Annotated in this window: 22 protein-coding genes; 16 read left to right on the top strand and 6 right to left on the bottom strand. The window is 67.5% G+C overall.

The window, feature by feature from the left end:
- Positions 1 to 83: 83 nt before the first annotated feature.
- Both G7B69_RS08075 and G7B69_RS08070 read left to right on the top strand, forming a co-directional pair.
- A complete protein-coding gene (locus G7B69_RS08075; RefSeq protein WP_279323155.1) occupies positions 84 to 1,202 on the top strand; it encodes a glycosyltransferase family 2 protein in 1,119 nt (372 codons plus the stop codon).
- A gap of 386 nt (positions 1,203 to 1,588) precedes the next feature.
- The gene (locus G7B69_RS08070) at positions 1,589 to 2,287 is read left to right on the top strand and encodes a M23 family metallopeptidase (protein WP_166177985.1); all 699 of its coding nucleotides are present in this window, start codon (positions 1,589 to 1,591) and stop codon (positions 2,285 to 2,287) included.
- A gap of 60 nt (positions 2,288 to 2,347) precedes the next feature.
- Here G7B69_RS08070 and galU read toward each other — a convergent pair whose 3' ends face one another.
- Positions 2,348 to 3,226, bottom strand: coding sequence for a UTP--glucose-1-phosphate uridylyltransferase GalU (gene galU, locus G7B69_RS08065; RefSeq protein WP_166177983.1), 879 nt, complete (start codon positions 3,224 to 3,226; stop codon positions 2,348 to 2,350).
- 138 nt (positions 3,227 to 3,364) lie between these two features.
- On the opposite strand from galU, the gene G7B69_RS08060 reads away from it, so the two are divergent.
- Positions 3,365 to 3,607, top strand: a complete 243-nt coding sequence (locus tag G7B69_RS08060) for a hypothetical protein (RefSeq protein ID WP_166177981.1) — start codon at positions 3,365 to 3,367, stop codon at positions 3,605 to 3,607.
- Here the strand turns inward: G7B69_RS08060 and G7B69_RS08055 are convergent.
- The 4 genes from G7B69_RS08055 to G7B69_RS08040 all read right to left on the bottom strand — a co-directional run bounded on the left by G7B69_RS08055 (position 3,601) and on the right by G7B69_RS08040 (position 6,875).
- Positions 3,601 to 3,837 (bottom strand): ribbon-helix-helix domain-containing protein, encoded by a 237-nt coding sequence (locus G7B69_RS08055; RefSeq protein ID WP_166177979.1) that lies wholly within the window; start codon positions 3,835 to 3,837, stop codon positions 3,601 to 3,603. The genes G7B69_RS08060 and G7B69_RS08055 overlap by 7 nt on opposite strands.
- Positions 3,834 to 5,228, bottom strand: a complete 1,395-nt coding sequence (gene fumC, locus G7B69_RS08050; protein ID WP_166177977.1) for a class II fumarate hydratase — start codon at positions 5,226 to 5,228, stop codon at positions 3,834 to 3,836. The genes G7B69_RS08055 and fumC overlap by 4 nt, the downstream gene beginning before the upstream one ends.
- A 55-nt stretch (positions 5,229 to 5,283) precedes the next feature.
- Entirely contained in the window at positions 5,284 to 6,006 is a 723-nt protein-coding gene (gene phbB / locus G7B69_RS08045; protein ID WP_166177975.1) for an acetoacetyl-CoA reductase, read from the bottom strand.
- A gap of 116 nt (positions 6,007 to 6,122) precedes the next feature.
- Positions 6,123 to 6,875: a YjbH domain-containing protein gene (locus tag G7B69_RS08040; RefSeq protein WP_166177973.1), complete on the bottom strand. Its 753-nt coding sequence runs from the start codon at positions 6,873 to 6,875 to the stop codon at positions 6,123 to 6,125.
- 335 nt (positions 6,876 to 7,210) lie between these two features.
- On the opposite strand from G7B69_RS08040, the gene G7B69_RS08035 reads away from it, so the two are divergent.
- From G7B69_RS08035 to G7B69_RS07990, 11 genes are all read left to right on the top strand, one after another.
- Positions 7,211 to 7,687 (top strand): DUF3576 domain-containing protein, encoded by a 477-nt coding sequence (locus G7B69_RS08035; protein ID WP_207785976.1) that lies wholly within the window; start codon positions 7,211 to 7,213, stop codon positions 7,685 to 7,687.
- Positions 7,688 to 7,706: 19 nt separating this feature from the next.
- Entirely contained in the window at positions 7,707 to 10,220 is a 2,514-nt protein-coding gene (leuS, locus tag G7B69_RS08030; RefSeq protein ID WP_166177969.1) for a leucine--tRNA ligase, read from the top strand.
- Positions 10,217 to 10,714, top strand: coding sequence for an LPS assembly lipoprotein LptE (lptE, locus tag G7B69_RS08025; protein ID WP_166177967.1), 498 nt, complete (start codon positions 10,217 to 10,219; stop codon positions 10,712 to 10,714). The genes leuS and lptE overlap by 4 nt, the downstream gene beginning before the upstream one ends.
- Positions 10,711 to 11,766, top strand: coding sequence for a DNA polymerase III subunit delta (gene holA, locus G7B69_RS08020; protein ID WP_166177965.1), 1,056 nt, complete (start codon positions 10,711 to 10,713; stop codon positions 11,764 to 11,766). The genes lptE and holA overlap by 4 nt, the downstream gene beginning before the upstream one ends.
- A gap of 207 nt (positions 11,767 to 11,973) precedes the next feature.
- Complete coding sequence (locus tag G7B69_RS16790; RefSeq protein ID WP_243415079.1) at positions 11,974 to 12,387, top strand: hypothetical protein; 414 nt, start codon at positions 11,974 to 11,976, stop codon at positions 12,385 to 12,387.
- Positions 12,365 to 13,285 (top strand): sugar transferase, encoded by a 921-nt coding sequence (locus G7B69_RS08015; protein ID WP_243415078.1) that lies wholly within the window; start codon positions 12,365 to 12,367, stop codon positions 13,283 to 13,285. The genes G7B69_RS16790 and G7B69_RS08015 overlap by 23 nt, the downstream gene beginning before the upstream one ends.
- A 34-nt stretch (positions 13,286 to 13,319) precedes the next feature.
- A complete protein-coding gene (locus tag G7B69_RS08010; RefSeq protein WP_166177963.1) occupies positions 13,320 to 14,063 on the top strand; it encodes an alpha/beta hydrolase in 744 nt (247 codons plus the stop codon).
- Positions 14,064 to 14,075: 12 nt separating this feature from the next.
- On the top strand, positions 14,076 to 14,852 hold the full coding sequence (locus G7B69_RS08005; RefSeq protein WP_166177961.1) for a tetratricopeptide repeat protein: 777 nt from the start codon (positions 14,076 to 14,078) through the stop codon (positions 14,850 to 14,852).
- Positions 14,849 to 15,832: an LLM class flavin-dependent oxidoreductase gene (locus G7B69_RS08000; protein WP_166177959.1), complete on the top strand. Its 984-nt coding sequence runs from the start codon at positions 14,849 to 14,851 to the stop codon at positions 15,830 to 15,832. The genes G7B69_RS08005 and G7B69_RS08000 overlap by 4 nt, the downstream gene beginning before the upstream one ends.
- A gap of 61 nt (positions 15,833 to 15,893) precedes the next feature.
- The gene (locus G7B69_RS07995) at positions 15,894 to 20,570 is read left to right on the top strand and encodes an NAD-glutamate dehydrogenase domain-containing protein (RefSeq protein WP_166177957.1); all 4,677 of its coding nucleotides are present in this window, start codon (positions 15,894 to 15,896) and stop codon (positions 20,568 to 20,570) included.
- A gap of 42 nt (positions 20,571 to 20,612) precedes the next feature.
- Entirely contained in the window at positions 20,613 to 21,839 is a 1,227-nt protein-coding gene (locus G7B69_RS07990; RefSeq protein WP_166177955.1) for an NAD(P)/FAD-dependent oxidoreductase, read from the top strand.
- On the opposite strand, the gene queG is transcribed toward G7B69_RS07990, so the two are convergent.
- A complete protein-coding gene (gene queG / locus G7B69_RS07985; protein ID WP_423717882.1) occupies positions 21,823 to 22,884 on the bottom strand; it encodes a tRNA epoxyqueuosine(34) reductase QueG in 1,062 nt (353 codons plus the stop codon). The genes G7B69_RS07990 and queG overlap by 17 nt on opposite strands.
- Positions 22,885 to 22,929: 45 nt before the next feature.
- On the opposite strand from queG, the gene G7B69_RS07980 reads away from it, so the two are divergent.
- On the top strand, positions 22,930 to 23,913 hold the full coding sequence (locus tag G7B69_RS07980; RefSeq protein WP_166177953.1) for an ABC transporter ATP-binding protein: 984 nt from the start codon (positions 22,930 to 22,932) through the stop codon (positions 23,911 to 23,913).
- Complete coding sequence (locus G7B69_RS07975) at positions 23,910 to 25,199, top strand: ABC transporter permease (RefSeq protein WP_166177951.1); 1,290 nt, start codon at positions 23,910 to 23,912, stop codon at positions 25,197 to 25,199. The genes G7B69_RS07980 and G7B69_RS07975 overlap by 4 nt, the downstream gene beginning before the upstream one ends.
- Positions 25,200 to 25,201: the final 2 nt, after the last annotated feature.

Below are 25,201 nucleotides of genomic sequence, written 5' to 3'. Positions count from 1 at the left end.
GTGGTTCAAGAGCTTTGCCACATCGGAAGGGCCCGGCTTCTCCCGTCAAGGTCGAAGCAGAAACTGAAAGCGGATTGCCGAACGTGGTCGCCCATCCCAAGGTTACGGCAGTCATCCCTGCTCACAACATGGCATCTTACATCGAGCGGGCGCTCGGCAGCGCGCTCGGCCAGACCTATTCGAATCTGGACATTCTCGTCATCGACGACGGTTCCGACGACGACACCGCGCGGATCGCTCGGCGCATCGCCGACGAGCATCCCCATGTCCGCGTCGTCACGACGGAGAATGCCGGCGTGGCCGCGGCGCGCAACCTCGGCACGCAAATGGCGGATTCGCTCTATGTCGCCTATCTCGATGCCGACGACCTTTGGCACCCGCTGAAGATCGAGAAGCAGGTGGAAGCTCTGGCCGCTCACGGCCACAGCCCCGCATGGGGCTCATGCTATACGCTGCACCGGATGATCGATAGCTTCGACATCGTCCTCGACGATGCCCCTTCGTCGCACGAGCGGGGCGATTTCTTCGAAGAGCACCTCGTGTGGAACCCGGTCGGCAACGGCAGCAACCTGCTTGTGCGGCGCGACCTCGCGCTGGCCGTCGGAGGATTCAATTCCGAGTATGCCAAGGCCGGCATCGGCGGGTGCGAGGACCTAGAATTTCAGCTGAAATTGCTTCGCCGCTCGAAGATGGAACTCGTCCGCGAATTCCTCGTCGGGTATCGCCTTCATACCGCCCAGATGTCCAGCGACATCGTCATGATGCGGCTGAGCAAGCTCGCCGTGATCAAGAATATCGTCGGCGACGAAGGCCTGGCCGAAGAGGTGCGCGAGCGAGCGCTCGTCCAGGCTTACCTCACGCTGGCGAAGGGCTATTTTCTGGTCCGTGACTGGCGCGCAGCGGCAAAGTCGGTGGCTGCCAGCTTTGCCGTCGACCGAATCGAGACGACGAGGAAATTCGGCAGGTTCTTCCGCCGCGAATTCGGTTACTGGGGCGTCCAATTGAAGCGACTGCTGCAGCCACCTGCGACGAAAGGCGAACCGCTGCGGTCTTTCGCCGCCTTCGGACCTTGCGAACGCCTCGATGTTCGCACGCGCCACAAGCTGGGGTATCGCTCGTCTCTCACAAGGCAGGCGGAAGCCCGATCAAGTCGCCAACCTCAGGCGGTCCAGGGGCCCGCGAGTCAAAACCCGATCAATTAGACCGGCCGGTCGGTCGCTTTTGCGACGAATCATTGACGGCATGATTCGCCATTGAGCGATATGCGCCAAGCGTTCCTTGAGCCGTTCCTCGCGCACGGTAAGCCGTGCGCACGATTGTGCCCGAATTCGGATGATTGGCTATCTGATAGCGATCCATAGCCGCCATTCAACGACTCGCCGCGCCGAGCAGCCGGTTGGTCGCGCAGTTGGGGCGCTGGTGTTGCGTAGTTAACTTTTTCCCCGTTACCTCCCAACCAGCGAGACGGGCGGGGGGTTCCGACCATCTCCAAAAAATTCGCGAGGCCCAGATCTGTGAACGGTTCGGGCGCCTCTGATGGGATTCACCGGCCACATATGCGGCCGGCCAAGGACGGGAACTAGGTCGCATGCTTATCAACCGGGCCATTCGCGCTGTCGCAGGCCTCGCCATCGCGGCGGGCGCGATCGCGGCTCATCCGGCGATGGCCAACGACGCCTCGGCAACCGGCACCGCGGCCACGACGCAGATCTCCGGCGCCATCAAGGGCGAAGCGGCCGGTCCGCTTGGCCGGGGCGACAAGGAATTCACCCAACTGTTCGCCAGCTGGAAGAAGCTCGACAGCCCGGGCAGCCGGATCGGGGCGCCGCAGCCGATGGTGGCCGTGCCCTCGATCGCGCCGGTCCAGGGATTCCGCCTGAGCAGCTCTTTCGGCGAGCGCGAGCACCCGATCCTCGGCGGCACCCGCATGCACAAAGGTCTCGACCTGGCGGTCGCCTCGGGCACCCCGGTTCTCGCTCCTGCCGACGGGGTTGTCGAAAAGGCTTCGTGGTTCAGCAGCTACGGCAATTTCATCGAGATCGCCCACGGCGGGGACATGGAAACCCGCTACGGCCACCTGTCGGCATACAACGTCGTCGAAGGCCAGCAGGTCCACAAGGGTGACGTGATCGGGTACGTCGGCAGCACCGGTCGCTCGACCGGTCCGCACCTGCATTACGAAGTGCGCATCGACGGCGAGGCGGTCGATCCCACCCCCTACATGCAGCTGGGCACGCTGGCGGTTGCTGCGAACGCCACGGCGCTCGGCGGCGGCGACGACGAATAACGCTTTCCTGGACGGCTGGCGAAAGGGCGGCGAGCGATCTCGCCGCCGTTTTCGTTTGCCCTAACGCGCCAGCAGGCGCTCGGCCATCGCGCGCACCTCTGCGCCCATGTCGGGGCGTTCGAGCGCGAGCGCCAGCGTCGCCTCGACGAAGCCGGTCTTGCTTCCGCAATCGAACCGGCGCCCGTTGAACGTGACCGCGTGGAACGGCTGCTGCCCGATCATCCGGGCCATCGCGTCGGTCAGCTGGATCTCGCCGCCGGCGCCTTTTTCCTGGTTCTCGAGCGTGCGCATGACTTCCGGCTGGAGGATGTAGCGGCCCGAGACGATCTTATTCGACGGCGCCAGTTCAACAGGCGGCTTCTCGACCAGGCCGCGGACCTCGGTCAGCGCGCCGCGGGTTTCGCCGGGATCGATCACGCCGTAGCTCGAGACTTCCTCGCGCGGCAGTTCGAGCACGCTGATCAGGTTGCCGCCGACCTCGTTATAGGCCTCGACCATCTGCGCCATGCAGCCCGGCGTGCCGACCATCAACTCGTCGGGAAGGATGATCGCGAACGGTTCGTCGCCGACGATCGCCCGCGCGCACCAGATCGCGTGACCCAGCCCGAGTGGAACCTGCTGGCGGACTGTGATGATGTCGCCGGGTGTGAACCGGGTCGGCTCGAGGATCGCCATGTCCTTGCCGCGCTCGCTCATCGTCGCCTCGAGCTCGTAGGCTACATCGAAGTGCTCGACGATGGCGGTCTTGCCGCGGCCGGTGACGAAGATCATCTGCTCGATGCCGGCCTCGCGTGCCTCGTCGACCGCGTACTGGATCAGCGGCCGGTCGACGATCGGCAGCAGTTCCTTGGGGATCGCCTTGGTCGCGGGGAGGAAGCGGGTTCCCAGTCCGGCAACCGGGAACACCGCTTTGCGGATCGGCTTGCGGGGGCTGGTCATGCGCGCGGCGATACGGGTGCGGCGGGCCTGCCGTCAATGGCGCAGCGCGGCCCGAGCGGGTCCCGATTCACGACGTCCCGAGTGGACCCAAGGCGGGCGCCGAGCGTTGCAGGTGGCGAAGGAAAGAAGGAGATCGTCATGGCTCTGCTCAAGCTCGCCGCGCTCGGGGCGCTCGGCTACGTTGCCTACAAGTATTACGAAAGCCAGCAGTCGCGTTCGCCGGCTGCGTTCGCCACCGGTCAGCCCGGCGACGAGAACTTCGCCAAGGTGCGCGACGCGGGGCCCGAGGCGATGGCCGACAAGCCCAAACGCACATGGGAGAAGACCGACGAGGAAGTCGACCAGAGCTTCCCCGCGTCGGACCCGCCCTCGAACTACTGAGCACCGTTCGCCACCAGCCAGAGGCGGATCGCGCCGGCGAGCCCGGGCGGGGTGTCGGCGCGAATTCGTTCCTCGTCGATCCGCGCGACCAGCGCGTTGAGCGGCACGCCTTCGCGCATCGCCGCGGCGCGAAGCATGTTCCAGAACAGCGGTTCGAGGCTGATCGAGGTCTTGTGCCCGGCGATCTCGACCGAACGCTTGACCGGCGGGTGGTAGGGCACGTCGCTCAACGGTCCGGGCCGAGCATCGTCTCCGGCCGCACGATGCGGTCGTAGTCCTCCGGGCTGACCGCGCCGCTGGCGAGCGCCGCCTCGCGCAAGGTGATCGCTTGCTCATGCGCCGCCTTGGCGATCTTGGCCGCCTTGTCGTAGCCGATCGTCGGCGCCAGCGCGGTGACCAGCATTAACGAGCGCTCAACCCCGGCGTTGATGTTCTCGCGCCGCGGTTCGAGACCTTCGAGCAAATGTTCGGTGAAGCTCGCCGACGCGTCGGCCAGCAGCCGCACCGATTGAAGGAAGGCGCTGGCCATCGCCGGGCGGTAGGTGTTGAGTTCGAACTGGCCCTGGCTGTCGGCGAACTGGATCGCCGCCTGGTTGCCGAACACTTGCGCGCAGACTTGCGTCAGCGCTTCGCATTGCGTCGGGTTGACCTTGCCGGGCATGATCGACGAACCTGGTTCGTTTTCCGGGAGCGCCAGCTCGCCGAGGCCCGAGCGCGGGCCCGAGCCGAGCAGCCGGATGTCATTGGCGATCTTGTGGAGCGCCGCCGCCAGGGTGGCGAGCGCGCCGTGGGCAAACAACAGCGCGTCCTGCGAAGCGAGCGCCTCAAACTTGTTCGGCGCACTGACGAACGGCAACCCGGTCGCCTCGGCGATCTCGGCGGCGACGAGGTCGGCAAAGCCCTTCGGGGCATTGAGCCCGGTACCGACCGCCGTCCCGCCTTGGGCCAGTTGATAGAGCCCGGGCAACGTCAGTTCGACGCGCTCGATCCCGGCCTCGACCTGGCGCGCATAACCGGAGAACTCCTGCCCCAGCGTCAGCGGCGTCGCGTCCTGCGTGTGCGTGCGCCCGATCTTGACGATGGCGTCCCAGGCTTGACTCTTAGAGGCCAGTTGCGCGTGCATCGCTTTGAGCGCCGGCACCAACTCGCCGGTCACTTCCCGCGCGGCGGCGATATGCATCGCGCTCGGGAAGGTATCGTTGGACGACTGGCTCATGTTGACGTGGTCGTTCGGGTGCACCGGGCTCTTCGCCCCGAGCTCGCCGCCGAGCGCGAGGTTGGCCTTGTTGGCGATGACCTCGTTGGCGTTCATGTTGCTCTGCGTGCCCGAGCCGGTCTGCCACACGACCAGCGGGAACTCGCCGTCGAGCCTGCCAGCGGCGACTTCGGCGGCGGCGGCTTCAATCGCGCCGGCCAGTCTGTTGTCGAGCAGGCCCAGCTTGCGGTTCGCGCGCGCCGCCGCGCCCTTGATCACCCCGAGGGCGTGCACCACCGGCAGCGGCATCCGTTCGCCGCCGATGCGGAAGTTCTCCAGGCTGCGCTGGGTCTGCGCTCCCCATAGCCGCTCGGCCGGAACGGCGATCTCGCCGAAGCTGTCGGTTTCGATGCGCGTCTTGCTCATCCCTGCAACCTAGTGGCGCGAGCGCCGAAAGTCCCGGGCAATGCGAACGCCGCCGTCAATACATGTGCTGCCCGCCGTTGATGCTGAGCGTCGAGCCCGTGACGAACCCGGCGTGCTCCGAGCACAGGAAGGTCACCCCGCGGGCGATCTCCTCGGCATGGCCGAGGCGGCCGACCGGAATCCGCGCGACGATCTTCTCGAGCACGTTCTCCGGTACCGCGGCGACCATGTCGGTGTCGATGTAGCCCGGGGCGATCGCGTTGACGGTGATCCCGAAGCGCGCCCCTTCCTGCGCCAGCGCCTTGGTGAAGCCATGGATGCCGCTCTTCGCCGCCGCATAGTTGACCTGGCCATACTGACCGGCCTGGCCGTTGATCGAGCCGATGTTGACGATCCGGCCCCAGCCGCGCTCCTTCATCCCGGCAAAGCAGCCTTTGGCCATGTTGAAGCAGCCGCCGAGGTTGATCCGCATCACATCGTACCAGTCCTCGAAACTCATCTTGAGCAGCGTGGCGTCGCGGGTGATTCCGGCGTTGTTGACCAGCACGTCGATCGGGCCGACTTCGCTCGCCACTCGGGCGCAGCCGTCGACGCACGCCTGGTGATCGCCGACGTCCCACTTGTAAGCGGGGATGCCGGTCTCGCCCGTGAAGACGCGGGCCTTTTCGTCGTTGCCGGCGTAGTTCGCAACCACCGTAAGCCCCTCTGCCTTGAGCGCTTCGCTGATGGCCCTGCCGATACCCCGGGTACCTCCGGTGACGATGGCTACGCGCGACATAGAATCTCCTTCAGGTCTCGATGACTCCGCTCCGAAGCCCTGCCTAGCCGGAGCCCTGCCTTCCGCAAAGAAAAACCCCGCCGAAGCGGGGTGCATCGGCGAGCCGGCGCGACGCGTCAGAAGCGGAACTGCGTTCCCACGTAGAACGCCTGGCTGTCCTGCGGCGTCGGCTCGGCGGCCGGGGCGATGCGGTCGCGATCCTGCGAATAGCGCAAGCCGGCTGAGACATCGAGGTTGCGGGTCAGGCGATAGCTGGTGGCGACGTCGAGCGACTGTTCGCCCAAGGCTTCGCGAGTGCGCGGAGTGACGCCGGGCTTTTCCTCGTGGGCGAGCGCGACGCGCGAAACCAGCCGGCTCTGCTCCGGCTGCAACGGCGCCGGCTTGAAGCTCGACAAGTCCGGGATCGCCGCGTCGGAAAGCTTCTTCGAGAGCACCGTCGGCTGGGCGAAGCTCTGGTACCCGCGTGCGAGGCCGAGGTTATAGCGCGCCGAAACGATCCGCACACCGGCGGCGCCGCCCATCTGGTCCTGCGCGGAGGCAATCGCCGAGCGCACCTGGATCGCTTGTGCCGATTCCTCGCCGACCCGCACCGCGACGGTCAACGAGCGCTTGCCCCGCTCGGCAACTCGGGCCGGCGTGAAGCGCGTCATCCGTGCTATCCCGGTCGCCCGTTCGGCCACGAAGCGGGCAAGCTTGGGATCGACCGACGCCGGGGTGAAGGAAAAATCGCTACTCGCGAGGTTCAGGCCGCCCTTGTCGAGGGCGTCGAGGGCAAAGCCCGCGGTCGGCGCGACGGCGAGAACGAGCGCGACAGCCGCGACGGACGCGGTCAGGCCGCCCCGTTTGCTGCTGTAACGCTTATGCCCCATGACGCGCACGCCTTTCTTACCGAGCGAGTGCCTCACCTCCCTTGACGCTTGTCGGCCTGAACGGTTCCTGACCGCTCACAGACTCGACGCACGTCCAGTGGTGTTGGCGGACGATAGGCACAAGACGGGGCCCGCGCAAAGCGCTGAATCCGATTCGACTCCGTTGTTTTGCAAGGGTGTTGCATGCGGCCCACAGAATTCGCTTGCGGTTAAGCGGCCGTTCACTGGCCAAGCGGCCATTCACGGGCCGTTCCCGCGCCACCTTGCCGCGCGCGGCGGGCAAGCTATAGAGGCGCTCACGGGCGGGCGTGCCCGCCAGTATGACAGGACCGAGAATGGCATTTCCGACGATCTCCACCGCAGCTCTTCGTCATTTGGCCCTGCGCCCCGCTGTCGGGATTGCCTTCGTCGCCGCGCTCGGCCTCCCCCTCGGCGGCTGCGCCCACAAGCCCAAGAGCCGCGCCGGCGACGTCGCCTCGGCCTCGATCACCTCGATCGGCGTCAATTCCTATTTGTGGCGCGCCAGCCTCGAGACACTTTCCTTCATGCCGCTGACCCAGGCCGACAGCGCCGGCGGGGTGATCGTCACCGACTGGTATTCCAACCCCAGCAACCCCAGCGAGCGGGTCAAGCTGTCGGTTTCGATCCTCGACCGGGACTTGCGCGCCGACGCCCTGCGCGTCGCCGCCAGCCGCGAAGTGCTGCAGAACGGCACCTGGGTCGCCGCCCCGGTGCAGGCCGCGACCGTGCAGAAGCTCGAAGACATCATCCTCACCAAGGCCCGCGACCTCAGGCGTTCCGATATCGGCTAAACTCGCTTAGGGGCAGCCCATGAGCGAGACCCGATTCGATCCGTCACAAGCCGACGGTCGCTGGCAGCGTGCGTGGGACGAGGCGCAGACCTTCCGCGCCGACGACGCCAGCGAACGCCCGCGTTGCTACGTCCTCGAGATGTTCCCCTACCCGTCGGGGCGGATCCACATCGGCCACGTGCGCAACTACACGATGGGCGATGTGATCGCGCGCTACAAGCGGATGCGCGGACACGAGGTGCTCCACCCGATGGGCTGGGACGCGTTCGGCATGCCGGCAGAGAACGCCGCCATCGAGCAGAAGGTTCACCCCCGCAGCTGGACTTACCAGAACATCGCCAACATGAAGGCGCAGCTGAAACGCCTCGGCTTCGCGCTCGACTGGAGCCGCGAATTGGCGACCTGCGATCCCGCCTACTACGGACACGAACAGGCACTGTTCATCGACCTCTACGAAGCCGGCCTGGTCTATCGCAAGGAAAGCGCGGTTAACTGGGACCCGGTCGACCAGACGGTGCTTGCAAACGAACAGGTGATCGACGGCAAGGGCTGGCGCTCGGGTGCGCCGGTCGAAAAGCGCAAGCTCAGCCAGTGGTTCCTCAAGATAACCGCCTTCGCGCAGGAGCTGCTCGACGGGCTCGATAAGCTGGACGGCTGGCCCGAGAAGGTCCGGGTGATGCAGGAGAACTGGATCGGCAAGAGCCAGGGCCTGCAGTTCGGTTTCACCTTGTCCGACGGCAGCAAGCTGGAGGTTTATACCACCCGGCCTGACACGATCTTCGGCGCCAGCTTCGTCGCCGTCGCGCCCGACCATCCGGTCGCCCAGGCGGTCGCCGAGAACGACCCGCAGGCGGCGGCGTTTATCGAGCTGTGCAAGCAGGGCGGTACCACCGCGGCCGAGCTGGAGACGGCCGAGAAGCTCGGCTACGACACCGGCCTCAAGGCGATCCACCCGTTCACCAACGACCGGCTACCGGTCTACATCGCCAATTTCGTGCTGATGGAATACGGCACCGGGGCGATCATGGCAGTGCCCGGGCACGACCAGCGCGATTTCGACTTCGCCAGCAAATACGGCTTGCCGATCCGGCGCGTCATCGCCCCAAGCGCGGCCGAGGCCGGTGCGCCGCTGAGCGAAGCCTACACCGGCGACGGCGTGTGCGTGAATTCCGACTTCCTCGACACCATGCCGACTGACGTCGCCAAGCGCGAAGTGATCGGCCGCGCCGAGCAGCATCGCTGGGGCGAAGGCCGGACCGTCTGGCGCCTGCGCGACTGGGGCGTCAGCCGCCAGCGCTACTGGGGTACGCCGATTCCGTTCATCCACTGCGAGAAATGCGGCGTGGTGGCGGTGCCGAAGGACCAGCTGCCGGTCGTGCTGCCCGAGGACGTCGACATTTCGCAGCCCGGCAACCCGCTGGTGCGCCATCCGACCTGGAAGCACGTCCATTGCCCGAGCTGCGGCGGCGCGGCCGTGCGCGAGACCGACACGCTCGACACGTTCGTCGACAGCTCGTGGTACTTCCTGCGCTTCGCCAGCCAGCCGGCCGACAAGCCCTTCGACCCCGAGGTCGTCGCCAAGTGGTTGCCGGTCGACCAGTACATCGGCGGCATTGAGCATGCGATCCTGCACCTGCTCTACGCCCGCTTCTGGACCCGCGCGCTCGCCCGCATCGGCAAGCTCGAGGTCACCGAACCGTTCGCCAGCCTGTTCACTCAAGGAATGGTGACACACGAGACCTATTCGCGCGAGGAACATGGGCGCGAGGTGTTCTATAGCCCCGGCGACGTGCTCCGCACCGCCACCGGCGCGACACTGAAGGACGGCAGCCCGCTGACTATCGGGCGCGTGATCAAGATGTCCAAGTCGAAGAAGAACACCGTCGACCCGGACGAGATCGTCGCCCGCTACGGCGCCGACGCGGTGCGCTGGTTCATGCTCTCCGACAGCCCACCCGAGCGCGACCTGCCGTGGTCCGAAGCCGGGATCGAGGGCTGCTGGCGCTTCGTCCAGCGGCTGTGGCGCCTGTTCGGCCAGCACGACGCCGGCGCAAGCGGCGAGGACAAGGCGCTCGCGCGCAAGACCCACCAGGCGATCGCCGCGGTCGCCGAGGACATCGAGGCGCTCGCGTTCAACAAGGCTGTCGCCCGGATTTACGAGCTGACCAGCGCGATCGAGAAGGCACCCCCGTCGGCCGAGCGCAACGCCGCAATTCGCACCGCGCTGTTGCTCGCCGCCCCGATGATGCCGCACCTCGCCGAGGAGGGCTGGGCCGCGCTTGGACAACAGGGCCTGGTTGCCGACGCGTCGTGGCCCGAGACCGATCCTGCGCTCCTGGTCGAGGACGAGGTGACCATCGCCATCCAGCACAAGGGCAAGCTTCGCGACACCCTGACCGCTCCCAAGGGCGCGTCCACGGAAGCGCTCGAAGCGCTTGCGCTGGGAAGCGAGAAAGTCCAGCGTTCGCTGGGCGGGGCGGAAGTGCGCAAGGTGATCGTCGTGCCCGACCGGCTGGTTAACATCGTCACATGAGACGTCTCGCGCTCCCCCTCGCCGCGCTGCTGGCGCTGACCGGTTGCGGCTTGCGGCCGATGTATGCCGGCGGCAGCGGGGGCGCGGTGTCGCAGGGCCTCGCTGCGATCGAGGTTTCGCCGATCCAGGGCAAGGCCGGCTGGCTGGTGCGCAATGCGCTCAACGACCGGCTCGAGCAGTCGGGCACCCGCGGGGCGCCGCGCTACCGGCTCGACGTGTTGCTCGACGACAAGCTCCAGGGCCTCGGCCTGATCAGCGACGACACCATCGGCCGAGAACGGCGCACGCTACGCGCGCGCTACCAGCTGGTCGACCTGGCGAGCGGCGAGATCGTGCTCGACGCTTCGGCCGGCTCGGATGCCGGCATCGACGTGGTCTCGAGCGAGTACGCTACCATCGCCGCGGAGAACACCGCGCTCGAAAACCTGTCGAGAGACGTCGCCGACCGAATAGTCGCCCGGCTCGCGCTGGCGCTGCGCTCGCCTCAGTCGTGAAGGCCACCCAGAAGGACTTCCGCCAGGTCGCGCCGCGCGCCGCCCGCGAGTGCCGGATCTTCTTCTTCTGCGGTCCCGACGAGGCCGGTGCCGCGGCAGCCGCAACGGCCATCGCCGCGTTGCTGCCCGATGCCGGTGAGCGGCTCGAGCTCTCGGGGGGCGAGCTGCGGCCCGACCCCGCCCGGCTCGGCGACGAGTCCCGCTCCGGCTCGTTGTTCGGCGACGCGCGGCACATCTATGTCCGCGCCAACGGCGACGACGTGCAGGACGCGGTGCGCCTGCTGCTCGAGACGATCGACGCCGGCGACGGCGACGGAGCCTGCCCGGTTCTGATCGTGGCCAGCGCGGCGACCGACAAGTCACGCACCGCCAAGCTACTCGAAAAGCGTGGCGATGCGCTGGTTGCCATGTTCTACCCTCCGGATCTGTCCACGATAGCCGCCGAGGTGAGCCGAATGGCCGGGGCCGCCGGGCTCAAGATGACCGGCGGCCTCCACGAACGGATCGCGCGCGCCTGCGGGCTCGACTTGCGCCTCGCGCAGTCGGAGATCGACAAGCTGGCGCTCTATTGCGACGCCTCGCCGCAAGCGCCGAAAGAGGTTCGCGGCGAAGATCTCGACGCCATCGGCGCGGGGACAGAGGAAGAAGGCTTCATGCCGCTCGTCAACGCGGTGCTGTCAGGCGACGCCGCGCGCGTTCCCGCCGAGCTCAGGCGCATGCGCGAGCTGTCGCTGGGTGCCGTCGGCGTGTTGCTGGCGTTCGAACGGCGGGCGGCCCAGCTGGCCCAACTGGCCGGGCGGCTCGGGACGCGTTCGAACATCGGCGAATTCGTCGACGGCGAGCGCCGTTCGGGGCGCATATTCTGGCGCGATGCCGGCGATCTCAAGGCCCAGCTGGCCTTCTGGCGCGGCAAGCGGCTCGACCGATTGGTGAGGCGACTTGCCGCCACCCACCGCACGCTGCTGGGCAATAGCGCAGCCGCCGAAACCTTGTTGGCGCAGGAACTATCTGAAATCGCGCGCAAACCAGTAAATCAACCGAAAAACCGCTGACCTGTTGGAATTGAGACAGGCTTCCGCCGGCGGCTTCTTTGGCTTGTCAGTGGCCGATGGTTACCTAGGTAGTCGCTTCAGCCGGAGTTGCGGGGCCGAAGCGATGAACTTGCCATTGATCGAGCAAATAGTGGAATCCGAGGAAGGCCCGCCACCGGCTTATCGACTTCGCTCGAGCGCCGGTGACTTCGCTTCTATCTCGGACAGATGGTGGCCGACACTGCGGTATTGTTCGCGGCTTACCTGATTGCCGATTACCCTTACCAAGGCATGGCCTTCTTCCGCCAGAACACGCTGGCAGAAGTGACCCTCCCGGCGCAGTTGCCGTTACCGAACTTCCTTACCATCGTGCTGTACAACGGGAGCTACACCTTGGACTCGCTCAAGGACTGGAGGCTCGGAGCGATCCGTGCGCCGGCAGCCTTGGCCATTTCCACGGCGCTGTCCAATTTCATCATTTACTTCGTCTGGTTGCATACCACCTTTTCACGCATCACCTTACATCATCGCCGTACTCATCACCGGGCTGATGTTCATCGGATCGCGGCGGGCGGCGGGCGGGATAATCCGGCACCGGCTGGGTGGGAATCCGCTCAATGTGCTCGTTATCGGCGACGGTGAGCCAGCTTTCAGCTTGCCCGACAGCTTCTTCGTCAACGCCCGGGAACGAGGCTTGCGCCCGGCCCTCGACGATCCCCACGCGCTCGACCTTCTGGCGCGCCACGTCCGCAACATGGACCAGGTCATCGTCAGCTGCCCGCCTGAGCGGCGCCTCGAGTGGGCGAACGTCTTGAAAGGCGCCGGGGTTCACGGCGAGGTGCTGTTTGAGTTCATGCGCGAGATCGGCGCGCTCGGGGTGATCCAGCGAGCCGAGATCAATACGACCACGCTGCTCGTCTCGGCCGGTCCGCTGGGCCTGCGCGCCCGCGCTGCGAAGCGGCTGCTCGACGTCTCCGTATCGGTCGCCGCGTTGATCGTCGCGTTGCCGATCCTGGCCATCGCCGCCGCCGCCATCAAAGTGGAAGATGGCGGCCCGATCCTGTTTCGCCAGAACCGTGTCGGCCGCCGCAATCAGTTGTTCTCGATCTACAAGCTGAGGACCATGAAAGTCGATCGCGCCGATGGCGACGGGCGCCGCTCGGCAAGCAAGGACGACGACCGGGTGACGCGGGTCGGCCGCTGGCTGCGCCGCACCAGCATCGACGAGCTGCCGCAGCTGTTCAACGTGCTCAGAGGCGACATGAGCCTCGTCGGCCCACGCCCGCATGCGACCGGATCGCTGGCCGGGGAAAAGCTCTTCTGGGAAGTCGATCAGCGCTACTGCCAGCGGCATTCGCTGCGTCCAGGGCTGACGGGTCTGGCCCAGATCCGCGGCTTCCGCGGCGCGACCGATCACGAGGACGATCTGACCTCTCGGCTCCAGCCCGACCTCGAATACATCAACGGCTGGACCATCCTGCGCGACGTGCGCATTCTCCTCGCCACCGCGATGGTCCTGCTTCACGACCGCGCCTTCTAGGCCGCGAGCCTTGCGGCGAGGCGGCGCAGCCGCCATGAGGCCGGGCGTGCCCCAAGCCGGTTTTCACAGCTTGTCCGACGGCCGCCGGATCGCCTTCCGCGAGGCAGCGGGAGGTGCCCCTGCGATGGTATTCCTACCGGGCTACATGTCGGACATGGCCGGCAGCAAAGCGACCGCGCTGTTCGAGTGGTGCGAGCGCAGCGGCCGCGGTTGTCTGCTGTTCGATTACTCGGGCCGCGGCGAGAGTCCGGGCGATTTCGCCGACGGCACTTTGTCTCGGTGGGCTGAAGAAGCGGTCGCGATCATCGAATCGCGGCTCGACGGACAAGTCGTCCTGGTCGGCTCTTCGATGGGCGGGTGGCTGATGCTGCTTGCCGCGCGCCGGCTCGGCTCACGCGTGACGGCGCTTGTGGGCGTTGCCGCGGCGCCCGACTTCACCGGCTGGGGCTACGACGCAGCGCAAAAGGCGCGCCTGGCTGCAGGCGAGACGCTGCTGCTGGACAATCCGTATGGCCCCGAGCCGACACCGGTACATGCGGCCTTCTGGGCCGACGGCGAGGCGCTGCACCAGCTGGACGGCGAAATCCCCTTCGACGGCCCCGTCAGGCTGCTTCACGGGCAGGAAGATGGCGACGTGCCCCCCGAGATATCGCTCCGTCTCGCAGCCGCCCTGCGTTCACAAGATGTGCAGGTCACGCTGGTCAAAGGCGGCGACCACCGGCTCTCGCGCGAGCAGGACATCGCCCTGCTGCTGCACACAGTCGCCGGGCTAATCTGAAGGTTGCCCTCGATGATTCTTTCCGCCCTCGCCCTGATCGTTGCCCAGGCCGCCACGGTCGCCACGGCGCCTGCGCATACGACAGAGCAGGCGCGGCTGGCCGAATGCCTCGCGCAGGCGCGGACCGACCCGGCGACGGCCATCACCACCGCGGGCCTCTGGCTGATCGAAGCCAACGGTGCCGGCAAGGCGCTGCCGCATCAGTGCCTAGGCCAGGCCTATGTCAGCGTACTGCGCTGGGATGCCGCACACGACGCCTTCCTCGCCGCGCGCGATGCGGCGCTGAGCAGCGACTACGCGGTCCGTGCGCGTCTCGGCGCGATGGCTGGCAACGCGGCGCTGGCCGGAAACGACCTTGCGACGGCCCTGGCCGACCTCGACAAGGCGGTCGCTGACGCTGCGCTGGCCGAAGACAAACCGCTTGCCGGCTCGATCGCCGCCGACAAGGCGCGCGCGCTGGTCGGGCTCGAGCGTGCCGACGAGGCTGCCGCGACTCTCCAGCAGGCGCGCGCCGATGCCCCGCAAAACGCCGATGTCTGGCTCCTCTCGGCGACGCTGTCGCGGCGCAGGGGCGACCTCAACGACGCCCAGGCACAGATCGAAGCCGCCGCCGGGCTGGCTCCGAAGGATCCCGCCGTCGGCCTCGAGGCGGGAGTGATCGCTGCGCTCGCCGGCAATGACGAGGCCGCGCGCAAGAGCTGGGACGCGGTGGTGGCGCTCGCGCCCGACGGTCCCGAGGCCAAGAGCGCCAGGGCCAATCTCGCCGAGATCGGAGGCGCCGGACAATGATCCCGCTGTCGGTCCTCGACCTCGTGCCCGTACGCGAAGGCGGCGGCGTTGGGGAGGCGCTAGCCGAGGCGGGCAGGCTGGCGGCGGCGGCCGAGGCGGCAGGCTACAAACGCTTCTGGGTCGCCGAGCATCATGCCTCGCCGGGGATCGCCGGGGGGGCAGTGTCGGTCGTATTGGCGCATATCGGGCATTGCACCCGCACGATCCGCATCGGCGCGGGTGGGATCATGCTGCCCAATCACAATCCGTTCGTCATCGCCGAGCAGTTCGGCGCCCTCGACGCGCTGTTCCCGGGCCGGGTCGACCTCGGGCTCGGCCGCGCGCCGGGCGCGGCGCCGATCCTGGCCCAGGCGCTGCGCAAGGATCTTGGGCGCGCCGCCGAATATTTCCCGCAGGACGTCGTCGAGCTGCGCGCACTCTTCACCGGCGACATCGACCTGCCGATCCAGGCGACGCCCGGCTTCGGGGCGAATGTGGAGCTGTGGATTCTCGGCTCGAGCCTGTTCGGTGCGCAGCTCGCCGCGCGGCTCGGTCTGCCTTACGCCTTCGCCAGTCACTTCGCGCCCGACCATCTCGATTCCGCGCTCGAAGCGTACCGCGCCCAGTTCCGTCCCTCCGCAGCATTCGCCCAGCCGCACGCGATGGCGGCGATGACGGTGATTTGCGCCGATACCGACGCGGAAGCCGAGCTGCTTGCCTCGTCGCAAGACCAGGCCTTCGTCCGCCTGCGCAGCGGCGATCCCGGCAAGCTGCCGCCGCCGATCTCCGGCTATCGCGCCACGCTGCCCGAGTCCGCCCAGGCCATGCTCGAACGGCTGTCGGTCGCGCGCGCGGTGGGCTCGCCGGAGACGGTGGCGGCGAAAATCGGCCGCTTCGTCGAACGAACCCGCGCCGACGAGATCATCGTGTCGGGTGCGACTCACGATCCCGCGGCGCGGCGCCGCTCGCTTGAATTGACGATGCAGGCCGTTGCTCGATGACAAAGGTGCGACTAAAGCGGCGCGCAAACTCGTTTCAAATGTAACGAAGGGCAGGGCGGCGATGGCGGACGGCGAGGCGGAGAAGCGGCTCTCGAAAGCGCAGAAAGCTCTCGCTCTTCAGCTGCGCGAGCGATTGACTGCTTCGCTGCTACCCGGCGAAGCGGCGTTGCCTGCCGAGCGACTCGCCGACGCCGCCGACTTCCTCCTCGAAGCGGCGCTCGTGCGGACCGACGGCGAGCCGTCGTTCCTTCTCCGCAGCGCGCCCGGCGGACGCTTCATGCGCATCGCGGTGGTCAACGACGACATGCCGTTCCTGGTCGATTCGGTTGCCGCCGCCATTGCAGCCGAGGGCCTGGCCATCGATTTGCTGGTTCATCCGATCGTCCCTGTCGAACGCAAGGCCGGCAAGCTGATCGCGCTTCCCCACGACGCGCCGGCGCAGGAATCTATGATCTATCTCGAAACCGCGCGGGTCGACGCCAAAGAGCGCCGCGCGCTCGAAAAGGCGCTCGCGACGACGCTCGGCGACGTCCGCGCCGCGGTCGCCGATTGGCCGTCGATGGTCGAACGGATCGAAGCCGACGCCGACTCGCTCGGCGACCCCGAAGGCGCCGAGCTGCTCCGCTGGCTAGGCGGCGGCATGCTCACGCTGCTGGGCCACGTCACGCGCAAACCCGGCGGAGGCACCAGCGAGGCGCTCGGCATCTGCCGCAAGAGCGCCCGCGAACTGCTCGCTGCCGACAGCTACGCGCGCGCCTTCGCCTGGTTCGACGCCAACGGCGGCCCCGGCCCGCTGATCGTCAAGGCCAACCGCCTGTCGAAAGTCCACCGCCGCGTACCGCTCGACCTGTTCATCGTTCCGGTGCGCGAGAAAGGCCGGGTCGCAGCGCTGTCGGTTCACGCCGGCGTGTGGACCAGCGCCGCGCTCGGCACCCCACCGAACGAGGTCCCGGTGCTGCGTCGCCAGCTCGCCGCGACGATGGCCGAGTTCGATTTTGCGCCGATGAGCCACGACGGCAAGGCGCTGGTCCACGCGCTGACATCGCTGCCGCACGACCTGGTGATCGGCTTCGCGCACGCCGATCTGACCCGCGTCGCCACTGCGATGATGGCGCTCGCCGACCGCCCGCGCCCGCGCGTCGAACTCGTCGCGGCGCCGCTCGCGCGGCACTTGTTCGCCTTCGTGTGGCTCCCGCGCGACACCCTCTCGACCGAGGTGCGCGAACAGGTCCAGACGCTCCTCGAAGAAGAAACCAGGGCTGATACGCTAGACTGGAGCCTGATCGTCGAAGGCGGCAACCTGGCGATGCTGCGTTATGTCCTGGACTTCCGCCGCCATGACGACACGCCCGACCAGGCCGCGATCGGCCGCCGTTTGCAGACGATGCTGCTCGGTTGGCGCGAGGCGGTCGAAGGGGCGCTGGCGACGAGCACCGAACCGGGCCGAGCCGCCGCGCTTGCCGCGCGCTATGCCGACGCCTTCCCGCAGGGCTATCGCAGCGTGTTCGGCCCCGCCGAGGCGGCGCACGACATCGAACGCCTGCGCCATCTCGCCCCGCTCGATCCCGACCGCCCGCTCGGCCGCGATGCCCGGCTCTACCGGCTCGCCAGCGATGCGGCAGGCGAACTGCACCTGAAGATCTACCAGCAGGGCGGCTCGATGCCGCTGTCCGACGCGGTTCCGGCGCTTGAGAACTTCGGCTTCCGGGTGCTTTCCGAGCTGCCGACCCAGCTCGTCGGCGGCGAGCAGGCCACCGTGCACGATTTCAAGCTGGTGCTCCGCGGCGACGATCCGGCCGACGTCCTGGCACGCGCCGATGCAATCGAGCTGGCCATCTCGGCCGTGCTCAACGGCCTCGCCGAAGACGACGTGTTCAACCGGCTGGTGGTCGACACCGCGCTCGAATCGCGCGAGGCCAATTGGCTGCGCGCGTTCTATCGCTACCTGCGCCAGGGCGGGCTGCCATTCACCATCTACACCGTGGTCGATGCCTTGCGCGCCGCGCCCGACGTCACTCGCGGGCTCGTCCGGCTGCTGCACGTGTGCCACGACCCCAATTTCGGGAGCGACCGCCAGGCCGCCGGCGCAGAGGCCCACGAGGCGGTCCGCCAGGGCCTCGCCCACGTCGTCGCGATCAACGACGACCGCCTGCTGCGGCTCTACTGGGCGACCATCGGCGCGGTCGTCCGAACCAACGCCTTTGCACCCGCCTCGCGCGAAGCGATCGCCTTCAAGTTCGATTCCAGCCGTGTGCCGGGCCTGCCCAAGCCCGTGCCATGGCGCGAGGTGTGGGTCTATTCGCGCCGTGTCGAGGGCATCCACTTGCGCGTCGGGCCGGTCGCTCGCGGCGGCATTCGCTGGTCCGACCGCCGCGACGACTTCCGCACCGAGATCCTCGGGCTGATGAAGGCGCAGCGGGTCAAGAATGCGGTCATCGTCCCGACCGGCGCCAAGGGCGGGTTCTATCCCAAGCAGTTGCCCGATCCGGCGGAACACCGCGACGCGTGGTTCGCCGAGGGGCGGGCGAGCTACGAGGTGTTCATCCGCAGCCTGCTGTCGCTGACCGACAACATCGTGAACGACAAGGTCGTCCATCCCGACTGCGTCGTCGTCCACGATGGCGACGATCCCTACTTCGTCGTCGCCGCCGACAAGGGCACGGCGACTTACTCCGACGTGGCCAACGCGCTGGCCGAGGAGCGCGACTTCTGGCTCGGCGATGCCTTCGCCAGCGGCGGCTCGCACGGCTACGACCACAAGGAGATGGGCATCACCGCGCGCGGGGCGTGGATTTCGGTCCAGCGCCATTTCCTTGAGATGGGCGTCGACGTGCAGAGCGAACCGGTGCGGGTCGCCGGCTGCGGCGACATGTCCGGCGACGTGTTCGGCAACGGCATGCTGCTTTCGAAATCGCTCAAGCTCATCGCGGCTTTCGACCATCGGCACGTGTTCCTCGACCCCGACCCGGATCCGACAGCGAGCTGGAAAGAGCGGCGGCGGCTGTTCCGCCTGCCGCGCTCGAGCTGGGCGGATTACAACGAAAAGCTGCTCAGCAAGGGCGGCGGGATCTTCCCGCGAACGATGAAGCGCATCGCCATCTCCAGGGAAGCGGCCGCCGCGCTCGGCACCGAGCGGCGGGAGTTCGAACCCGATGCACTGATCAACGCGATCCTCAAGGCGCCGGTCGATCTCCTGTGGTTCGGGGGCATCGGCACATATTTGCGGGCAAGCAGCGAGACCGATGCGCAAGTCGGCGACCCGGCGAACGACGCGCTGCGCGTCACCGGCGAGGAGGTGCGCGCGAAGGTCATCGGCGAAGGCGCCAATCTCGGCGTGACGCAAGCCGGGCGGATTGAGTTCGCCCTCCACGGCGGGCGCATCAACACCGACTTCATCGACAATTCGGCCGGCGTCGATTGCTCGGACAACGAGGTCAATATCAAGATCGCGCTGATCGCCGCGCAGCGCGCCGGGCGCCTCTCGGAAACGCGGCGCAACACGCTGCTCGCCGAAATGACGGAGAGCGTCTCCGAGCTGGTCCTCGAGGACAACCGGCTGCAGGCCCTCGCGCTGTCGATCGCCCAGACCGGAGGCGCCAAGGCGGTCGCCTCGCAAACCCGGCTTATGGAGACGCTCGAGGACGGGGGTGCGCTCGACCGCAAGACCGAAGGGCTCGCGACAAGCGACGTGCTTGCGCGGCGCGCGCTCGACGGGCGCGGCCTCACCCGGCCCGAGCTTGCCGTGTTGCTGTCGACCACCAAGCTCGTTCTGCAAGATGCGATGGAAGCGAGCGATCTCGCGCAGGACCCCGCCTTCGAGCCGCTGCTGCTCGGCGACTTCCCGCCCGAGATGCAAGGGCCTTTCAAGGCCCGCATCCTGCAGCACCGGCTGCGCAATGAATTGGTCGCTACGGTGGTCGCCAACAAGGTCATCAACCGCATGGGGCTGGTCCATCCGTTCGAGCTGGCCGAGGAAGAAGGCGCCAGTCTCGATCAGGTTTGCTCGGCGTTCGCTTCGGCCTGCGTACTGCTCGGACTCGATGAAGTCTGGCAGGGGCTGGACACCGCCAGGATGCCCGAGACCGCCCGCATCGCGTTGTTCGAGCAAGCCGCGCTCGCTTTGCGCAGCCATATGGCCGACTTACTTCGGGCCGGCGGGGCGATGATTGCGCCAAGCCAGGCGATCGCCGAGCTCCGGCCTGGCGTTGCCGAACTGGACGCGCACGTCGAAGAACTGCTCGAAAATGAGACGCGCGATCACGCCCGGCGCATCGCCCTCGAACTTGCCGGCATGGGCGCGCCCGAGCGCTGCGCGCGCAGGGTCGCCCGACTGTTCGAGATGGACGGCGCGATCGGTCTCGCCGGCCTCGCTCGCGACAGCGACATCGCTCCCAAGCTGCTGGCCCGCGCGTTCGTCGATCTCGGCGCGCGGCTCGGGCTCGACTGGGCCCAGTCGACCGCCGCGGTGATGAGCCCGTCGGACCCGTGGGAGCGCTTGCTCGTTGCCGGTCTGGCGCGCGATTTCCAGCAGATGCGGCTCGATTTCCTGCGCACGCTCGCCCGCCGCAAGTCCGGCAAGGAGGACCTGCCCGGGCTGATCGAGACCTGGGCAGCAAGCCACGCGACACCGATCCGGCAATTCCGTGCGATGGTCGGCCGGGCGCAGTCCGCCGCGCCGGTCGCCCCAGCGATGCTGGCACAGATCGCCAGCCAGGCACGGAGCGTCCTCAAGCGCTGATCCATGCTTGACGCGCGGCCCGCTTTCGCCGAGCGCAGGCGGATGAGCAGCGCCGATCTCGTAATCGTCGGCACCGGCCACGGCGGTGCCCAGGCAGCGATCGCCTTGCGTCAGAACGGCTTTTCCGGCTCGATCCTGATGCTCAGCCGCGATCCCGAGCCACCTTACGAGCGGCCGCCACTGTCGAAGGAATATCTCGCCGGCGACAAGCCGTTCGAGCGGATGCTGATCCGCCCAGAGCCGTTCTGGGCCGGCAAGGACATCGCTCTCAGGCTCGCCTGCGCGGTGACCAAGGTCGACCCTGCGGCGAAAGAGCTCACCGTCGTCGGCGGCGAGACGATCGCTTACGGCTCGCTGGTGTGGGCCGCCGGCGGCGACCCGCGGCGCTTGTCGTGCCCCGGGGCCGATCTCGGGGGAATTCACGCGGTGCGCGACAAGGCCGACGTCGACCGAATGAAGGCCGAACTGGAGGCCGGAGCGCGGCAAGTCGTGGTCATCGGCGGCGGCTACATCGGGCTCGAGGCGGCCGCCGTTCTCACGAAGCTTGGCTGCGAGGTCACCTTACTCGAAGCGCAGGAGCGCGTGCTGAGCCGGGTCGCAGGGGAGGATTTGTCGCGCTTCTACGAGAACGAACATCGAGGCCACGGCGTCGATGTGCGGCTCGGCGCGGAAGTGGACGTGATCGAGGGCGACGGCGATCGCGTGACTGCGGTCAAGCTTACCTCTGGAGCAACGCTGGAATGCGACATGCTCGTCGTCGGCATCGGCATCGTCCCGGCGGTCGGTCCGCTGATCGCCGCCGGCGCGGCGGGCGCCAACGGGGTCGAGGTGGACCCTTATTGCCGCACCAGCCTGCCGGACATTTACGCCATCGGCGATTGCGCCGCGCATGCCAGTCCCTACGCGGGCGGCGCGGTGGTCCGCCTCGAAAGCGTGCAGAACGCGACCGACATGGCCAGTTGCGCGGCGAAGGCAATCTGCGGCGATCCCCAGCCCTATGCAGCACTGCCGTGGTTCTGGTCGAACCAGTACGACCTGCGCCTGCAGACTGCCGGCCTCAGTCTCGGACACGACGCCACCGTGCTGCGCGGCGATCCGGCGTCGCGCAGTTTCTCGGTGATCTACCTGAAAGAAGGGCGGGTGATCGCCCTCGATTGCGTCAACCGCACCAAGGACTACGCGCAAGGCCGCCAGCTGGTCGAGGATCGCGCGGTGATCGCCCCGGAGGTGCTGCTCGACACCGAGACCGAGCTCAAGGCGATGCTTTAAGTCGGCCGAGCGCCCAGCGCGCCGCCTCGGCAATCACGGGATCGGAATCGACGGCCAATCGCCGCACCGGCTCGATCAACCCACCTTCACCGCTGTTGCCTGCCGCGATCAAGCAATTGCGCACGAAGCGATTGCGGCCGATGCGCTTGATCGGCGAACCGGAGAACTTCTGCCGAAAAGCGGCGTCGTCTAGCGTCAGCAACTGCGCGAGGTCGGGCGCGACGAGCTCCTCGCGGGGCACGAAATCGTGATGCCGCTGCGCCGTATCGGCGAACTTGTTCCACGGGCACACAGCAAGGCAATCGTCGCAGCCGTAAATGCGGTTGCCGAGCGCTTCGCGGAACTCCTCGGGGATCGGCCCTTTGTGCTCGATCGTCAGGTAGGAGATGCAGCGCCGTGCATCGAGCCGGTAAGGGCCCGGGAAGGCGTCGGTCGGGCACGCGGCCTGGCAGGCGTTGCAGCTGCCGCAGCGTTCTTCGTGCGGGTCATCGGGCACAAACGGTAGCGTGGTGTAGATAGCCCCGAGAAACAGCCAGCTTCCGTGCTCGCGGCTGACGAGATTGGTGTGCTTGCCCTGCCAGCCGATCCCCGCCGCCTCGCCGAGCGGCTTTTCCATCACCGGCGCCGTGTCGACGAAGACCTTGAGGGAAGTGTCCGGCACTTGCTCGACGATCCAGCGGGCCAGCGCCTTGAGCGCCTTCTTGACCGTGTCGTGGTAATCGCGGCCCTGCGCGTAAACCGAGATCCGCGCCTTCTCCGGGTGTGCCGCCAGCGCCATGGGTTCGACCCCCGGCGCGTAGCTCATGCCGAGCGCGATCACGCTTTGCGCCTCGGGCCACATCGACTGCGGGCCTTGGCGTACATCGGCGCGGTTCTCCATCCACGCCATTTCGCCGTGGAGTCCGGCCGCGAGCCATTCCCGCAAGCGCCGGCCGCGGAGCGGATCGTCCTTGGCCGGCGCGAAACCGACCGCGACGAAGCCGAGTTCGTGCGCTCTGGCCTTCAGCCGCTGCTTGAGGTCATCGGTGTCCACCGCGTTAACCACAATCGCCCTTGCTCGCGTTTACCCGCGCCGTGTACCGCCGGCGCGATGGACGCAGCGCTAGGCCAAGCCCCCACCTGTCGCAACGCCGCCGGTTCGCTCGCCATCGAAGCGCATGGCCTGGTCAAGCGTTTCGACGGCACGCTCGCGGTCGCCGGGATAGACCTCGAGGTCCCCGAAGGGGCGATCTACGGGGTGCTCGGCCCCAACGGCGCCGGCAAGACGACCATGCTGCGCATCCTGCTCGGCATCATTGACCCCGACGAGGGCACGCGCCGGGTGCTCGGGCACGAAAGGCCGCAGGATATCGCCCGGTTGATCGGCTACCTGCCCGAGGAGCGCGGGCTCTATCCCTCGATGAAGGCTTACGAGGCGATCGCCTTCATGGGCGCTCTCCGCGGGCTGCCGCTCAAGATCGGCCGCGAGCGCGGGCGCGAGCTGCTCGAAAATCACGGTCTCGGCTATGCGGCCGATCGGCAGATTCGCCACCTCTCCAAAGGGATGGCGCAGACCGTCCAGTTGCTCGGCACCCTGGTCCACGAGCCGCGGCTGGTGGTGCTCGACGAGCCGTTCTCCGGGCTCGACGCGATCAACCAGGGCAAGCTCGAACGGCTGATCCACTCGCTCGCCGAAAAGGGCACCACAGTGATCTTCTCGACCCACGTGATCGCCCATGCCGAACGGCTGTGCGAGAACGTCGCCATCATTGCCGGCGGCAAGGTTCCCTACGCCGGCTCGGTCGACGCCGCGCGCGACCGCATTCCGGCGCAGGTTCGCCTCGAAACCGCGAGCAAGGACGGGCCGTGGCGCGTCGCCCTGCCGCCGGCTGCGCGAGTTGAGGGCAATTTCTGGAATTTCCCGCTGCCGGAAAGCGGCATCGAGCCGCTGCTGCGCGCGCTGATCGAGGGCAACGCGGGGATTCTCTCGCTCTCGATCGAACGCGCCGGGCTGCACGATGCCTTCGTCGCCATCGCCGGCGAGGCCGCCGCACGCGCACTCGAAGTAGAAAGCCCGGTGGAGGCGCGGCGATGAGCGACACGACTCCGAAATCCCGCCTGCCGCTGTGGCGCGCGGCGTGGGTCATCGCCCGGCGCGACTTCGTCGCCGTCCTGTTCAGCCGGACATTCTTCTTCTTCCTGCTCGGGCCTCTATTCCCGCTGCTGGTCGGCGGGCTCGCCGGCGGGATCGGCAATGCGCTCGACAAGAGTTCGGGCATGCCCGAGATCGGCATCGCCATGGCCTCTCCGGACATCGACGCGATGCTCAGGGCCCACGGCGATCTCGCACCGGTGCTCGCTTATTCGCTTCCGCAGCTACGTGTGCTGGAGCGCCTCGCGCCGGACGAGAGCTTCGACGCCCGGGCCTACCTCGAGCGCAAGCAGGACAACGTCGCGGCCGTGATTACCGGTACGCCGGCGCATCCCGTACTGACCGCGCCCGAAGGGCGGCTCGATATGTTCACCGGCGACGTGGCCCTGATGGCTGCGAGTGCGCTCAAGCAGGCGCCGAGCGTCTATCCCACGGTCGCCACGGTCAAGGTCGCAACTAGCGGCGCTAGCCAGAAGCGCGCCCGCATTGCCACCGCTCAAGCCGGCCAGACACTGCTGTTCCTGCTGATCATGCTGCTCGCGGGCATGGTGCTTTCGAATCTGGTCGAAGAAAAGGCCAACAAGATCATTGAAATCCTCGCCGCGGCGATCCCGATGGACGCGGTGTTCATGGGCAAGCTGTTCGCCATGCTCGGCGTGTCGCTGGTCGGCATCTCGGTGTGGGCCACGGTGATCGGCTCGCTGCTCGGCCTGGCGGATATGGGCGGGGCGATGGCCGGCTGGATCGATCCGTCGCACTTGCCCGTTCCGGGGGTCGGCTGGCCAATGTTCTTCCTCCTCGGCGTAGCCTACTTCTCGATGGGCTACCTGCTGCTCGGCTCGATCTTCCTGTCCATCGGCTCGCTGGCGACGACCGTGCGCGAGGTGCAGACGCTGTCGATGCCGGTGACGATGGCGCAAGTGCTGCTGTTCTTCTTCGCCAGCTATTCAATGGCTCATCCAGGGGAACCGGTCGAAGTGCTCGCCATGGCTTTCCCGTTGAGCTCGCCGTTCGCGATGCTCGCCCGCGCCGCGCAGGAGCCGGCGCTGTGGCCGCACGTCGTGGCGCTCGCCTGGCAGGCCTTGTGGGTGGCGATGGCCGTTCGCATCGGCGCGCGGCTGTTCCGGCGGCGAGTGATGAAATCGGGTCCGCAGCCGGTCAAACGGCGCGGGCTTTTCAGGCGCGCCGGCCGAGCCGAGCTTGAAGAATCATCTCGTATTCCGATATAGTT

Origin of the sequence: Croceibacterium segetis (assembly GCF_011320115.1) — a bacterium.
Lineage (GTDB): Bacteria > Pseudomonadota > Alphaproteobacteria > Sphingomonadales > Sphingomonadaceae > Croceibacterium_B > Croceibacterium_B segetis.
Note: the sequence above shows the minus strand (reverse complement) of the source record. Positions and strands in the feature narration are given on the sequence as shown.